11 protein-coding genes are annotated in these 13,873 nt (G+C 60.7%); 4 read left to right on the top strand and 7 right to left on the bottom strand.

Annotated elements, in window-relative coordinates:
- Positions 1–4: 4 nt before the first annotated feature.
- The gene (locus E4680_RS06225; protein WP_167792410.1) at positions 5–1,633 is read right to left on the bottom strand and encodes a sensor histidine kinase; all 1,629 of its coding nucleotides are present in this window, start codon (positions 1,631–1,633) and stop codon (positions 5–7) included.
- A 184-nt stretch (positions 1,634–1,817) separates the two neighbouring features.
- On the opposite strand from E4680_RS06225, the gene sucC reads away from it, so the two are divergent.
- From sucC to E4680_RS06210, 3 genes are read left to right on the top strand one after another with little or no spacing between them, the layout of a single operon-like run.
- Positions 1,818–2,981, top strand: coding sequence for an ADP-forming succinate--CoA ligase subunit beta (sucC, locus tag E4680_RS06220; RefSeq protein WP_135281537.1), 1,164 nt, complete (start codon positions 1,818–1,820; stop codon positions 2,979–2,981).
- A gap of 11 nt (positions 2,982–2,992) precedes the next feature.
- Positions 2,993–3,868 carry a succinate--CoA ligase subunit alpha gene (gene sucD / locus E4680_RS06215; protein ID WP_135281536.1) on the top strand — a complete coding sequence of 292 codons (876 nt, stop codon included), beginning with the start codon at positions 2,993–2,995 and terminating at the stop codon, positions 3,866–3,868.
- A 13-nt stretch (positions 3,869–3,881) separates the two neighbouring features.
- A complete protein-coding gene (locus E4680_RS06210) occupies positions 3,882–5,486 on the top strand; it encodes an NAD+ synthase (protein ID WP_135281535.1) in 1,605 nt (534 codons plus the stop codon).
- 5 nt (positions 5,487–5,491) lie between these two features.
- On the opposite strand, the gene urtE is transcribed toward E4680_RS06210, so the two are convergent.
- From urtE to E4680_RS06180, 6 genes are all read right to left on the bottom strand, one after another.
- Positions 5,492–6,181: an urea ABC transporter ATP-binding subunit UrtE gene (gene urtE / locus E4680_RS06205; protein WP_135281534.1), complete on the bottom strand. Its 690-nt coding sequence runs from the start codon at positions 6,179–6,181 to the stop codon at positions 5,492–5,494.
- Between the two features lie 35 nt (positions 6,182–6,216).
- The gene (urtD, locus tag E4680_RS06200; protein ID WP_135281533.1) at positions 6,217–6,981 is read right to left on the bottom strand and encodes an urea ABC transporter ATP-binding protein UrtD; all 765 of its coding nucleotides are present in this window, start codon (positions 6,979–6,981) and stop codon (positions 6,217–6,219) included.
- Between the two features lie 15 nt (positions 6,982–6,996).
- A complete protein-coding gene (gene urtC, locus E4680_RS06195) occupies positions 6,997–8,139 on the bottom strand; it encodes an urea ABC transporter permease subunit UrtC (protein ID WP_135281532.1) in 1,143 nt (380 codons plus the stop codon).
- A gap of 27 nt (positions 8,140–8,166) precedes the next feature.
- On the bottom strand, positions 8,167–9,090 hold the full coding sequence (gene urtB, locus E4680_RS06190) for an urea ABC transporter permease subunit UrtB (RefSeq protein ID WP_135281531.1): 924 nt from the start codon (positions 9,088–9,090) through the stop codon (positions 8,167–8,169).
- A 68-nt stretch (positions 9,091–9,158) separates the two neighbouring features.
- Complete coding sequence (urtA, locus tag E4680_RS06185) at positions 9,159–10,406, bottom strand: urea ABC transporter substrate-binding protein (RefSeq protein ID WP_135281530.1); 1,248 nt, start codon at positions 10,404–10,406, stop codon at positions 9,159–9,161.
- Between the two features lie 218 nt (positions 10,407–10,624).
- Positions 10,625–12,259: a sigma-54-dependent Fis family transcriptional regulator gene (locus E4680_RS06180; RefSeq protein WP_135281529.1), complete on the bottom strand. Its 1,635-nt coding sequence runs from the start codon at positions 12,257–12,259 to the stop codon at positions 10,625–10,627.
- Between the two features lie 358 nt (positions 12,260–12,617).
- Here E4680_RS06180 and fmdA point away from each other — a divergent pair, with 358 nt between their 5' ends.
- A complete protein-coding gene (gene fmdA / locus E4680_RS06175) occupies positions 12,618–13,844 on the top strand; it encodes a formamidase (RefSeq protein ID WP_205688782.1) in 1,227 nt (408 codons plus the stop codon).
- Positions 13,845–13,873: the final 29 nt, after the last annotated feature.

Genomic DNA, 13,873 nt, shown 5'->3' with positions numbered 1-13,873 from the left:
TTCCTTATTTGCAATCGGCCAGTGGCAGGGCGATCCGGAATCGGCTGCCTGGATCGGGTTGGGCCAGATGGGTAAGGCTCGCGCCATTGAATTCACACAATTCCCTGGATAGATAGAGTCCAAGTCCTGTCCCGCTGCGGCTGGTGGTGAAGAACGGCTCGAACAGCCGCGCGGCCGCTTCGGGCGAGATCCCACCACCGTTATCGGTCACTTGAAGATGAATTCGGCCGTTGCCGGGGAATCTTTCGCATTCGATCGTGATCACCACCGGTCCGTCAGCCGGACGGCCATGATGCCGTGCGTTGTCGAGCAGATTGGTGAGCACCTGCGACAGGTGTCCGGGGTCCATGCGGACGCGGGTATCCGGCGCGCCGCAGTGCAGGTCGATTCGCGCCTCCTGCGGGTCCAGGCCGGTGCGATAGTGCATCACGAACGTGGTCAGCCAGTCGCTCAGGTGCAGGGTTTCCGGGATCGAAGGCCGCTGTCGCGAGAGCTGTAGAATGTCCGTGATGATGGCGTTGATGCGCGCTGCATGGTGACGCACCATGGCCACCAGGGCCTGATCCTGCGTGGGGAGGTCGGCAGATTCGGCAAGCAGCGCGCCGGCATGGCTGATGGCAGAGAGCGGATTGCGGACTTCGTGTGCGATACCGGCGGTCAGTCTGCCCAAGGCGGAGAGCTTCATTTCCTGCATGCGCGCCTTGGCATGACCGAGGTCCTCGAGGATGATCAGCGTGATCGCGCCTTCCTCGCCCAATGGGATGAAATGGACCGCGCACTCTCGGTCGCCATGCGTATTGCGCACGGTCGGCAGCTCGATCTGGGTGAGTCCGCGCCAGCTCAACCAGTATCGATTCAGCTCCGGCGACAGATCAGCCAGCTCGGTGCCGCGAGGTGCCGGGCCAAGCAGTTCACAGGCCTGGGCATTGGCGAGACGCACTCGCCCGCGCGGGCTGACCACCAGCACGCCGTGATGCAGACGGTCGATGATGACCTCGTTGAGGCGAGCCAGGTCCATCAATTCGCGGCGAGCCCGATAGGCAACTTGCGCACTGTCATTGGCGCGAAGCGTCAGAATATTGGCGCCCCACGTCGTCCCGAAGGCAGCAGCACCCAAGAGTCCTGCATGCGGCCAGATGACGCCATCACCGCGGAGGTAAGCGATCGCGGCGAAACCGAGCACGTGCAGACTGGCGAGCGCCGCATAGCTCAGCGCTTGACGCCGAGGCAGAAGAAGGCCTGCGCCGGCACAGGACAACAACAGGACAAGCCCCAGGCCGCTGCCCAGCCCACCGGTGGCCCAGATCAGGATGCAGATCCAGGGCAGATCGAGGCCCAGCTGCGCCCAGGCTTGTATCGCCAGTGGGGGCCGTCCCCGAGCGAGGGTCACCATCCACAGGCTGCTGAGCGCGATTTGGCCCAGCAGCAGCACGCGAAACGGCGCTTCGGACAACCGTTCCAGGCCGGTATCGACCGCGAGTGTCGACAGCCCTAACAGTAGGAATGCGAAACCCAGTCGAAACAGATTCAGCAGCACCAGCAGTCGGCGCACCGGACGATCGGGTGGGGCATTTGGCCGCAATCGGGGCCAGGCGCCGGTTGCAAGGGTGGAATCGGTCGCTGAGGCGCTCATGGGTGGCGGCCACTCTCGGACGGAAGTTTGACGGCTGGTGTAGTTCGCACCAAAAGAAGCAAGAAACGCGCCTGAAACGTGACGCTGCAGCGTGGCATTGGCCTTGGCTGTGCGTGTCAAGTGGAGGACAATACAGCGCCGCCAGTTTGCGCTATCGCTACCGCCCCAAGGAGGGTCCCGCCTCATGAATCTGCATGAATACCAGGCCAAACAGCTGTTTGCCGAATTCGGCATTCCGGTTCCGGAAGGTCGTCCAGCCACGACGCCAGAAGAAGCGCAAGCTGCCGCACAGGGACTTGGCGGCGGTCGTTGGGTCGTCAAGGCGCAGGTGCATGCCGGTGGGCGGGGCAAGGCGGGCGGCGTGAAGCTGGTTGAAACCCCGGAGGCGGCCGCAACGGCCGCGCAGGGGATGCTGGGCACCCAGATCGTGACTCACCAGACCGATGCCAAGGGCCTGCCGATTCACACCGTGCTGGTCGAAAAGGCCGGCAGCATTGCGCGCGAGCTGTATGTGAGCCTGCTCACCGATCGGGCGACGGAAAGCGTGGTCTTCATGGCCTCCGCCGCCGGCGGTATGGACATCGAGGAAGTTGCCGCAACCACGCCCGAGAAGATCATCACCGTCACCGTCCCGCCGGCGCAGGGCTTCTCGGCCTACCAGGCGCGCCGGCTCGCCTTCGGTATGGGTCTGTCGGGCGATGAAGTTCCCCAGTTTGTCGCCATTGCCGAAGGTCTGTACAAACTTTATGTGGCCAGTGATGCCAGCCTGATGGAAATCAATCCGCTGATCGTGACCAGCGAGGGCCGGCTCGTCGCACTTGATGGCAAGATCAACCTCGATGACAACGCGTTGTTCCGCCAGAAGCGCCTGGCCGATTGGGAAGACGCCAGCCAGGAAGACGCTCGTGAGCACGAGGCGGCTTCACATCATCTCAACTACGTCAGCCTCGACGGCGAGATCGGTTGCATGGTCAATGGCGCCGGGCTGGCGATGGCGACCATGGACGTGATCCAGCTCTACGGTGGGACACCGGCCAACTTTCTGGACGTCGGTGGCGGCACCACCGCCGAACGCGTCACGGCCGCCTTCAAATTGATCACCGCGGACCCCAAGGTGCGCGCCATTCTGGTCAACATCTTCGGCGGCATCGTGCGCTGCGACCTCATCGCCGAGGGCATCATTGCCGCGGTCAAGGAGGTCGGTCTCGAACTGCCCGTGGTGGTGCGCCTGGAGGGCACCAACGTGGATCGCGGCAAGGCCATGCTGGCCGAAAGTGGCCTCGCCATCATCACGGCCGAGGATCTGGACGACGCGGCCCGCAAGGCCGTCGCAGCAGCGAAGGCTTGAGGAGCGCATCGATGAGCATTCTGATCGACAAGAACACCCGTGTGATCTGCCAGGGCTTTACCGGCAAACAGGGCACCTTCCATTCCGAACAGGCATTGGCTTACGGTACGCAGCTGGTGGGCGGCGTGACCCCCGGCCGTGGCGGACAGACGCATCTGGATCTGCCGGTATTCGACACGGTGTACGATGCGGTGGCGCAGACCGGCGCCGAGGCGAGCATGATCTATGTGCCCGCGCCCTATGCGGCCGATGCCATCCTGGAAGCTTTCGATGCCGGCATCCAGGTCATCGTGTGCATCACCGAGCACATCCCGGTGCAGGACATGGTCAAGGTCAAGGCCGCCATGCGCGGCAGCAGCGCCCGGCTGATCGGCCCCAACTGTCCCGGTGTCATCACCCCCGGCGCCTGCAAGATCGGCATCATGCCGGGCATGATCCACTCGCCCGGCAAAGTGGGCATCGTCTCGCGTTCGGGCACACTCACCTACGAGGCGGTGTTCCAGACCACCCGGCGCGGACTGGGCCAATCCACCTGCGTCGGGATCGGCGGCGACCCTGTGCATGGCATGAACTTCGTCGACTGTCTGCGTCTGTTCCAGGACGATCCGCAGACCGAAGGCATCATCATGGTCGGCGAGATCGGCGGCGGTGAGGAAGAGGATGCGGCCGCCTTTATTCAGGCGCATGTCAGCAAACCCGTGGTCGGCTACATCGCCGGCGTCACGGCGCCTCCCGGCAAGCGCATGGGCCATGCCGGCGCCATCATCACCGGTGGCAAGGGTACGGCCGAAGGCAAATATGCGGCGCTGGAGGCGGCGGGTGTCGCCACCGTGCGTTCCCCGGCCCAGCTCGGCGATCGCATGGCCCAGTTGCTCGGCGTGAACTGAAAGGAGTTTAAGGATGGCCCGGATCGTCATGGCCCAGCTCGATTTCTGGGTGGGCGATGTGGCGGGAAACACCATGCGGATGATCGAGGCGGTGCGCGACGCGCATGCACGCTTCGCGCCTGATCTGGTGGTGTTTCCCGAGTTGGCGCTCACGGGCTATCCGCCTGAGGATTTGCTCTGGCGGCGCGGCTTGCAGATCCGGGTGCAGGAAGCGCTTGTTCGGCTGAAGCGGGAGGCGTTGCCGGTCGCAATTGTCTTCGGTTATCCCGAATACGCCGTCGATGGGTTGTACAACGCAGCTTGCATCATCGAAGGTGGGCAGGTCGTGGCGACTTACCGTAAGCACCGTCTGCCCAATTACAGCGTCTTTGACGAAAAGCGCTACTTCACGGCTGGCGATGCCCCATGCGTGTATGAGTGTGGGGGGCTCCGATTGGGCCTCACCATCTGCGAGGACATCTGGGGTCCGGAGCCGGCTGCTCAAGCCGCGGCGGCGGGCGCCCAGGTGCTCCTGAATATCAATGCTTCGCCCTTTCACGTCGACAAGGGCGTGGAACGCAGCCTCGAACTCGCGCAGCGGGCGACCGAAACCGGTTTACCCATTGTCTATGTCAACCTCGTCGGTGGGCAGGACGAACTGGTGTTCGACGGGGAGTCGCTGGTCTGCAATGCCGAAGGTGGCATCGTCTACCGAGCACCCGCGTTCGCCGAGGGCCTTCACGCTGTTGATTTCGACGATTGCGGAAAGCCGCTGGTTACGCTACCGGTGGCCGAACCGCTTGGCCTTGAGGCCTCGGTGTACAAGGCTTTGGTCCAGGGCATTCAGGACTACGTCAATCGCCAACGGTTCCGTGGAGTGGTCCTGGGCCTTTCCGGTGGGATCGATTCGGCGCTCACGCTCGCGCTCGCCGTCGATGCCTTGGGGGCCAATCGGGTGATGGCGGTGCTCATGCCATCCGCGTACACCTCTGCCATGAGCATCGACGATGCCCAAGCCCAAGCCCAGACACTTGGGGTACAGTCGGTAGTGCTGCCGATCACCGAATCGTTCATGGCATTCAAACACACGCTCGAACCGGTGTTTCGCGATCTGCCCGAGGATGTCACCGAAGAAAATCTGCAGGCACGCATTCGCGGCGTGCTCCTCATGGCCATCTCCAACAAGACCGGACGCATGGTGCTGACCACGGGCAACAAGAGCGAGATGGCGGTGGGCTATGCCACCCTGTATGGCGACATGGTGGGTGGGTTTGCACCACTCAAGGATGTCAGCAAGACGCTGGTCTACCGGCTGTGTCAGTATCGCAACCTGCTGGCTCCGGTGATTCCGCAGCGCGTCATCGACCGGCCGCCATCCGCCGAATTGCGTCCCGACCAGAAAGACAGCGATTCATTGCCCGCCTACGATGTGCTCGACGCCATACTGGCGTTGTACGTGGAGCAGGACCTTCCGCTGTCGGAGATCATCGCACGCGGGTTCGACGAGGCGACGGTGCGGCAGGTCGGACGCATGGTCAAGAACGCCGAGTACAAGCGCCGCCAGGCCCCACCCGGCGTCAAGATCACGCAGCGTGCTTTCGGCCGAGACCGCCGCTATCCCATCTGTTCGGGTTATTGATCTGTTCAGACCGAGAGATAACCGGTGATCTTGGCAATATCGGCATCCTCGCGGCGATCCTCGTGGATGATGCAGCCCCGCTCCAGAACCAGAATGCGATCGGCAACGGTGAGGGCGAAGCTCAGCACCTGTTCGGACACGATCAGCGTGATCCGGCGCAGCTTGCGAATTTCGTTCAAAGCATATGCAATCTCCTTGATGATGGAGGGCTGAATTCCTTCGGTTGGTTCATCCAGGAGCAGCACGCTCGGATCGGTCGCCAGTGCCCGGGCGATGGCCAGCTGCTGCTGCTGTCCGCCCGAGAGATTGCCGCCTTTTCGGTGACGCATCTTGAACAGGACCGGAAACAGCTCGAACAGCTCATCGGGTACGCGATTCGTGCCACTTTTCTCAAGCCCCGTCTGGATGTTCTCCATCACGGTCAGCGCCGGGAAGATCATCCGGCCTTGGGGGACATAGGCCATTCCGTGCTGTACCCGGCGATGGCTGGGCAGTCCCGCCAGTTCCGCACCTTCCAGCCGAATGGCGCCACTGCGTGCCGGTAGCACGCCCATCAGTGCCTTGAACAATGTCGATTTACCCATGCCGTTGCGTCCCATGAGGGCCACCGTCTCGTTGGGTGCCGCCTGAAAGCTGACCTCGTTGACAACCTGGCTTTGGCCATAGCTGACACACAGTCGATCCACTTCGAACATCGCTGATTCCTCGTCGGACGGCGTTGTCACGCCGGTCAATGACCGAGATAGACTTCCTTGACCCGGGGATCGTCGTGCACTTTGTCCATCGAGCCTTCGACTAGAATCTTGCCTTGGTGCATAACGGTGACCTTGTGGGCAATACTGCGCACGAAATCCATGTCGTGTTCGATGATGAGCATGGAGCGTCCCTGGCAGATGCGGGCCAGCAATTCGCCGGTCTGCTGGCGTTCGCGGACGCTCATGCCCGCCACCGGTTCATCCAGCATGATGAGTTCGGGCTCCTGGATCAGCAGCATGCCAATCTCCAGCCATTGTTTCTGCCCGTGGCTCAGGATGCCGGCCATGTCATCCAGGCGATCCCGCAGAAATACTGCCTCGGCCACTTCTTCGACCCGAGTTCGCACGGCGATATCTTGGCGGAATCCCAGGCTACCGAAAACGCTGCGCCCCTTGGGATAGGAGACGACCAGATTCTCGGCCACGGTCAGATTCTCGTAGATAGTCGGATTCTGGAATTTCCGGCCGACACCGGCCCAGACGATCTCGTGCTCGGCGAGCCGGGTCAGTTCCCGATTATGGAAACGGATCGATCCACTGGTGGCGCGAGTCTTGCCGCAGATGAGATCGAGCACCGTGGTCTTGCCGGCGCCGTTGGGGCCAATGATGACCCGGATCTCCTCTCGATCCACATAGAGGTTCAGTTCATTGACGGCCTTGAATCCGTCGAAGGAGACGGTCAGGTCTTCGATCGCCAGCAGAAAGTCGGTATTGGATGCGGTGTTTGGACTGGTCGTCATGGCTTGGATCACTCCTCACTTTGCTGAGCGAACGGCGGGCGTATCGCGGCGCAGGGCGGGCATGGGGAGCCGTTTGTTGATGAACCTCATCACAGGGGACCCGTAGCGTTCGACGAGTCCGGCCAGACCGCGGGGGAAAAACAGGACAGCGGCAATGAACAGACCGCCCATCAGATACAGCCACAGCTCTGGAAAGGATTCCGAAAACATGGTCTTGGCAGCGTTGACCAGCAGTGCCCCGTAAACGGCACCAATAAGCGAGTAGCGGCCGCCTACGGCCGCGTAGATCACCATTTCGATGGAGGGCACCACGCCGACGAAGGACGGGGACATGAAGCCGACCTGTAAGGTGAACATCGCCCCACCGATCGCCGAAATTGCGGCTGCCACGCAGAAGATGAAAATCTTGATGTTGGCCACATCGTAGCCGGAGAAGCGCATGCGGTCCTCCTGGTCACGCAGCGCCACCAGCAGGAGCCCCAGCTTGCTGGTGAGGATCAGCCGTGACAGCAGAATGACCACCAGCAACAAGGCACAGGTGACGAAGTACAGCAACCATTTGGCCTCGTCGGTGCGGATGTCCCAACCCATCAGGGTACGCAGGTCGGTGATCCCATTGATCCCCCCGGTGTAGCCCTGCTGGCCAATGATCAGAATGGTCAGGATGGAAGCGATGGCCTGGGTGATGATGGAAAAATAGACGCCCCCAACCCGGCGCTTGAAGAGAGCGAAGCTGATCAGCCAGGCAAACAGGGTTGGCAGAGCGATGATGGCAACGAGCGTGAGCGGCAGGCTGTAAAACGGTTTCCAGAACCACGGCAGGGCAGTGAGTTGATTCCAGTCCATGAAATCGGGAATGCCCGGCGTGCTCTGGATGGCGGTATTGGCAGGACTCGACGCCTCGAGTTTCAGGAACATCGCCATGCAATAACCACCCAGACCGAAAAAGATGCCTTGGCCCAGGCTCAGGATGCCGCCGTAGCCCCAGCACAGCACCAGACTGACGGCCACAAAGGCATAGGTGAGGTATTTGCCCACCAGGTTGAGCCGGAATCCATCCAGCACAGTGGGCAGGATGATGAGGATGAGGATTGCCAGCAGGACAAATCCCGCGAGGCCTCCTCGACCGCCGAAAAGCTTGTTCACTACTTGATTCATGAGCAACGGTCTCCCTCGCGGCACTGGTTAGCGGCGAATGCGCATATTGAACAGGCCTTCCGGGCGTAGCATGAGAATGATCACTACGGCCATCAGGGTGATCACCTTGGCCATGGAGCCGCTGGAGAAGAATTCCAGGATTGACTGCGCCTGGGCGATGGTGAACGCCGAGGCGATTGTGCCCAGCAGGCTGGCAGCACCACCGAACACCACGACGAGGAAGGTATCCACGATATAGAGTGAACCGCTTGTCGGACCGGTGGAGGCAATGGTGGTAAAGGCGGCACCCGCGATCCCGGCGGTGCCACAGCCGATGGCGAAGGTCATCCGGTCAACCCGTGTGGTATCGATGCCGACGCAGCCGCTCATGATGCGGTTCTGGACCGTAGCCCGCACGCGCAAGCCCCAGCGTGACCGAAACATGAACAGGAACACGGCGCCCGTGGTCACGATGGTGAGTCCCATTACGACCAGGCCGTTGATGGGGATTTCGATGGTATCCGTCAGTGACACCGATCCCAGCAGCCATCCGGGCAGTGTCGGACTGACCTCGCGTGCCCCGAAAGCGGAACGGAATGTCTGCTGCATGATCAGGCTGAGCCCCCAGGTGGCCAGCAGTGTGTCAAGGGGACGTTTGTAGAGATAACGAATCAATCCCATCTCGACCAGATAGCCGACGGCGAAGGCGATCAGAAAGCCGACGATCACCGCCGTGAAGAACATGTAGTCGAGCAGGGCGGGTGCGTGCAGCTCAGCCCAGTGCGACAGCCAGTAGGTGGTATACGCGCCGATGGTGAGAAACTCCCCGTGCGCCATGTTGATGACGCCCATCTGCCCAAAGATGATGGCCAGCCCCAACGCCATGAGCAGGAAGACACAGAACAGGCTCAGCCCGCTGAATCCCTGCATGGCCAAGATGGAACCGATTTCCGACCAGGTGTAACCCGCCATGTGATGCGCTCCTGAACGAGATGAATCCAGTCACCGGAGGCCCGGCCTCCGGTGAGCGCTCGATTCGCTTATTGGTAGCCGGCCGGGAAAGGATTCGGCTCGATCAGTTCCGATTCATAGACCACCTTGGCCTGGCCATTCTCGTCCCATTGACCTACCCGCAGCTTGCTCCACAGATGGTGGTTCGGATGAATCTTTACGTAGCCTTCCGGGGCAGTGTTGAGTTCGAGGCCGGGTGATGCGGCCACGACCTTGTCGATGTCGAAACTGCCGGCCTTCTCAACGGCCGCCTTCCACAACCAAGGGCCGAGATAGGCCGCCTGGGTCACGTCCCCGATGACGCTGTCCGAACCCCACATCTCCTTGAACGCCTTGACAAATTTTTGGTTGTTGGGGTTGTCGAGGCTCTGAAAGTACTTCATGGCGGAATAGAAGCCCTTCATGTTTTCCCCGCCGATGCCCAGGACCTCATCCTCGGTCACGGATATGGTGAGCAAGGTCTGCTTTTCCGCCGTCACGCCAGCCGCCTTGAGCTGCTTGTACCAGGCCACGTTGCTGCCGCCGACCACCGCGCTGTAGATCACATCGGGCTTCCTGAGCTTCGTCTTGTTGATGACCGAGCCGAAGTTGGTATGTCCGAGCGGAAAGTACTCTTCGGCCACCACCTTGCCCTTGAGGACATTCTCGATGTGCTTGCGGGCGATCTTCATCGAGGTGCGCGGCCAGATGTAGTCCGAGCCGATCAGATAAAAGGTCTTGGCATTCTTTTCCTTGGCGATCCAGTCCAGGCCCGCGAGAATCTGCTGGGTCGCCTCCTGGCCGGTATAGATCACATTCTTGGACTGCTCGAGCCCTTCGTAGAACGTGGGGTAGTAGAGCAGGCCGTTTTCCTTTTCGAATACCGGCAACACTGCCTTGCGCGAAGCCGAGGTCCAGCAACCGAATACCGTCGCTACGCGATCCTGGACCAGCAGCTTGCGAGATTTTTCGGCAAAGGTTGGCCAGTCGCTGGCACCGTCTTCCTGGATGATCTCGATCTTGCGACCCAAGACACCACCCAGATCGTTGATCTGCTTGATGGCGAGTTTCTCGGCTTCTACCGATCCTGTTTCGCTGATCGCCATGGTTCCCGTGACCGAATGCAGGATGCCAACCTTGACGACTTGATCCGTGACCGCGAGGTTGGTGGTGTTCACTTTCGCGGTCGGATGGTCAGCGGCCCCTGCAAGGCCACCGGTAGCCAGCACACCCGCGATGATCAGCGCCAGACATCGACAGGATGAAATGAAGCGATGAGAGGCAAGGTGAAGGCGCATCGGCAATCTCCTGAGCAAGTGGCCACAATCGAACAAACCCTCGGGAGCAAGGATCAGGCCAGGGAGATGGTTTGTTTGAAGTACGACCGTATAATATGCAACCATCTGAAATTAAAAGGTTCGCAGCGCGATTTCGGTGTACTTCGATGCACGGGTCGGATGCGCTCACTGACATTGTCACGCTTTGCCGGCCAATGTCCGGGCGGACGACAATCTGCCTATAACGCATCGATCCCAAGCTTGCTCATCCGGTAGCGCAATTGCCGGGTGGTCATTCCCAAACGCCGAGCGGCTGCACTCTGGTTACCCCCACTATCGCGCAGGGCTTTCTCGATGGCATGGCCCTGGGTGTGGTGAACCTTGAGGTAGTGTCGCGGCTCACAATCGGCGGAAAGGCCATGCGGGGCGGAGAGCAGAACGTCCGTTGACGTCTGATCCGGCTGATGCAGTTGGACGGTGGATTCGTCCTGCAAAATGAGCGCGATCTGTGTCGCCGTGACGATCAGACCCTCGGCCATCACGATTGCGCGTTCCATGACATTCTGGAGTTGCCGGATGTTGCCCGGCCAGTCGAAGGATTCGAGTCGCCGCAGTACCCCATTTTCCAAGGTCACATTGCGCTCGTAGCGATGGTTCAGTTCGTTGAGGAAATGCAGCGCGAGGATCTTGATGTCACCGTTGCGCTCACGCAGCGGCGGCAGATAGATGGGGACCACGCTCAGCCGATAGTAGAGATCGAGCCGGAAGCGTCGCTCGTTCACCAGCTGTCGCAAATTGACGTTGGTTGCAGTGAGAATCCGGAAATCGACCGGGATCACTTGACTCGCGCCCACGCGCTGGACCTGCCGATCCTGTAGCACGCGCAGGAGTTTGGCTTGCAACTCCAACGGCATATCGCCGATTTCATCCAGGAACAGCGTTCCGCCCTCGGCCGCCTCGATTTTTCCCTTGCGGGTTGCATCTGCGCCGGTAAAGCTGCCTTTTTCATGACCGAACAGTTCCGATTCCAGCAAAGCAGCGGGGATGGCGGCGCAGTTGATGCAGATAAAGGGGCGTTCGCGCCGATCGCTCTGTTGATGAATGAGCCGCGCAAACTTTTCCTTACCGGTGCCTGACTCGCCGAGCAGGATCACCGGCGCTTCGCTGCGCGCGACTTGCCCGGCCTGTTTCAGCGCTTCGAGCAACACCGTGCTTTCGCCGATGATCCCGTGAGCGAGGCCGTTTTGCCGGATGGACCGCCACAACTGCTGATTTTCGGTGACCAGGTCAGCCGTACGCTGACTGACGAATCGCTCGATGCGCATGATCTGACCGATCATCGCTGCGGCGATGCGCATCAGCATCAGATCATCGTCGAAGCGGTGGCGATGGGCGCCATCCTTCTGGGCAGCCAGCACCGCGATCGGCCGACCCTCTGCCAAAATCGGAACCGCCAGAAAGGCGATGGGGCCGAGGTAGCGTTCGTCCCAGGAGGTGATGCGTGTCAAGTAGATCGGTTCGCTCTGAATGTCGGCGACCAGACCAATGGTGCCGGTGCGCATGACATATCCCGTGACGCCTTGATTGAGGGGAACGGTGTAGCCACCGGAGGTCATATGGTGCGCGTCGAGGCCGTAGCTGTGACGAACTTCGAGATACACGCCACTGGGATCGGGGACGCTCACGCGGCCGCCATTCAGACCGCGCATCTGCGCAAGCAATCGCAACATGGCGACGATGATGCTATCCGGGTCGAGCCGGCGCTCCTGCAACTTGGCCATTTCCAGGATCAACTGGAGATCGCTGTTCGAGCGAAGTGCTGAATCGGGCACAGAAGAGAGCGTCGGATAGAGCGTGCTGGCCTGATGACTCATCGAAATCTCCGTTGGCGCATGTGGATAGCAAAAAGCAAGGAGCGCGCCGTTTACAACGCATTGAATTTGCTACCAGTATGTACGAGGACTGCACCGATCAGGTGCGGGCCGCAAGGCAGCCTGGGGCGGCCCGATTTTCAAATTTGAACAATGTCGAACAATCTGGCCGCATTTCCGGCAGGCGGGGGGCACGTTTGGCAGGCCCTTGATCTAAATCCCTTGAAATAAACAAGAAATACCGGCGTATCGCATTGGCCTGGACTTTGCCTGAGAGCTCCCGTCGGTGCTCGCCATCCGCTCCGGGATGCCAGGCGAGCCCGCGATGCGTGTCCGGGACCTTCATGCAGGGGAAAACGATATGTTGCAGACGTTGATCGAGGTCGATGTGTCCAAGCCGGCGGCCGAACAGGGTGGCGTCATTCATAACCGCTGGCACCCCGATTTGCCGATGGTGGAGATGGTCAAGCCAGGCTCCAGCTTCCGCGTGCAGTGCCTCGACTGGACTGGCGGCCAGATTCTCGACAGCGACTCGGCCAACGACATCCGCGACGTCGATCTGACCCAGGTGCATTACCTCAGTGGCCCTATCGGTGTGGAAGGTGCAGAACCGGGTGATCTGCTCGTCGTCGACATTCTCGACATCGGCACCTTGGCGGAGTCGGACTGGGGTTTTACCGGCCTGTTCGCCAAAAGCAACGGCGGCGGGTTTCTCACCGATCATTACCCGGACGCTCGCAAAGCCTGCTGGAACTTCGAGGGCATCTACGCCCAGTCGCGGCATATCCCGGGGGTGCGTTTCGCCGGCCTCATGCATCCGGGGCTGATCGGTTGCCTGCCATCTGCCGACCTGCTGAAGATGTGGAACGCGCGGGAACAGGCGCTGATCGCGACCGATCCGAATCGCGTTCCGGAACTTGCCCTGCCGCCCAACCCTGCTTCGGCGGTGATGGGGAGACTCACGGGTAGTGCGGCGCAGGCCGCTGCCCAGGAGGGCGCACGCACGGTACCGCCACGGGAACACGGCGGCAACTGCGACATCAAGAACCTCTCCCGCGGGGCCAAGGTGTACTTTCCCGTTTATGTGAAAAACGCTGGCCTGTCGATGGGCGACATCCATTTTTCCCAGGGCGATGGCGAAATCACCTTCTGCGGCGCGATCGAAATGGCCGGCTGGATTGATCTGCATGTCGAGGTCATCAAGGGTGGGATGGAAAAATACGGCATCAAGAACCCCATCTTCAAACCCAGTCCGCTTGAGCCGCGTTACTCCAACTATCTGATATTTGAAGGAATTTCTGTGGACGAGGCGGGCGAGCAATACTATCTCGACGCGCACGTCGCCTATCGTCAGGCTTGTCTCAATGCCATCGCGTATCTGAAGAAGTTCGGATATACCGGTGAACAAGCCTATGCCATCTTGGGGACCGCTCCGGTTGAGGGGCACATCAGCGGCATCGTCGACATTCCCAATGCCTGTGCCACGTTGTGGATTCCAGCCGAGATTTTCGACTTCGACATCATGCCCAACGCATCGGGACCGGAGATCATGGTCAGCGGCGGGGCCGATCTGGCCATGGCCGGCTGAAGTATTACCGATTCATCCCGGTCGACAAT

Origin of the sequence: Candidatus Macondimonas diazotrophica (assembly GCF_004684205.1) — a bacterium.
In the GTDB taxonomy this organism is placed as follows: domain Bacteria; phylum Pseudomonadota; class Gammaproteobacteria; order UBA5335; family UBA5335; genus Macondimonas; species Macondimonas diazotrophica.
The sequence above is the reverse complement of the archived record's forward strand: the minus strand, read 5'-3'. Positions and strand labels throughout refer to the sequence as shown.

Bases quoted from the DNA above. Each gene is read 5' to 3' on its own strand.
- E4680_RS06225 (WP_167792410.1), bottom strand. From the start codon at position 1,633: ATGAGCGCCTCAGCGACCGATTCCACCCTTGCAACCGGCGCCTGGCCC.
- sucC (WP_135281537.1), top strand. From the start codon at position 1,818: ATGAATCTGCATGAATACCAGGCCAAACAGCTGTTTGCCGAATTCGGC.
- sucD (WP_135281536.1), top strand. From the start codon at position 2,993: ATGAGCATTCTGATCGACAAGAACACCCGTGTGATCTGCCAGGGCTTT.
- E4680_RS06210 (WP_135281535.1), top strand. From the start codon at position 3,882: ATGGCCCGGATCGTCATGGCCCAGCTCGATTTCTGGGTGGGCGATGTG.
- urtE (WP_135281534.1), bottom strand. From the start codon at position 6,181: ATGTTCGAAGTGGATCGACTGTGTGTCAGCTATGGCCAAAGCCAGGTT.
- urtD (WP_135281533.1), bottom strand. From the start codon at position 6,981: ATGACGACCAGTCCAAACACCGCATCCAATACCGACTTTCTGCTGGCG.
- urtC (WP_135281532.1), bottom strand. From the start codon at position 8,139: ATGAATCAAGTAGTGAACAAGCTTTTCGGCGGTCGAGGAGGCCTCGCG.
- urtB (WP_135281531.1), bottom strand. From the start codon at position 9,090: ATGGCGGGTTACACCTGGTCGGAAATCGGTTCCATCTTGGCCATGCAG.
- urtA (WP_135281530.1), bottom strand. From the start codon at position 10,406: ATGCGCCTTCACCTTGCCTCTCATCGCTTCATTTCATCCTGTCGATGT.
- E4680_RS06180 (WP_135281529.1), bottom strand. From the start codon at position 12,259: ATGAGTCATCAGGCCAGCACGCTCTATCCGACGCTCTCTTCTGTGCCC.
- fmdA (WP_205688782.1), top strand. From the start codon at position 12,618: ATGTTGCAGACGTTGATCGAGGTCGATGTGTCCAAGCCGGCGGCCGAA.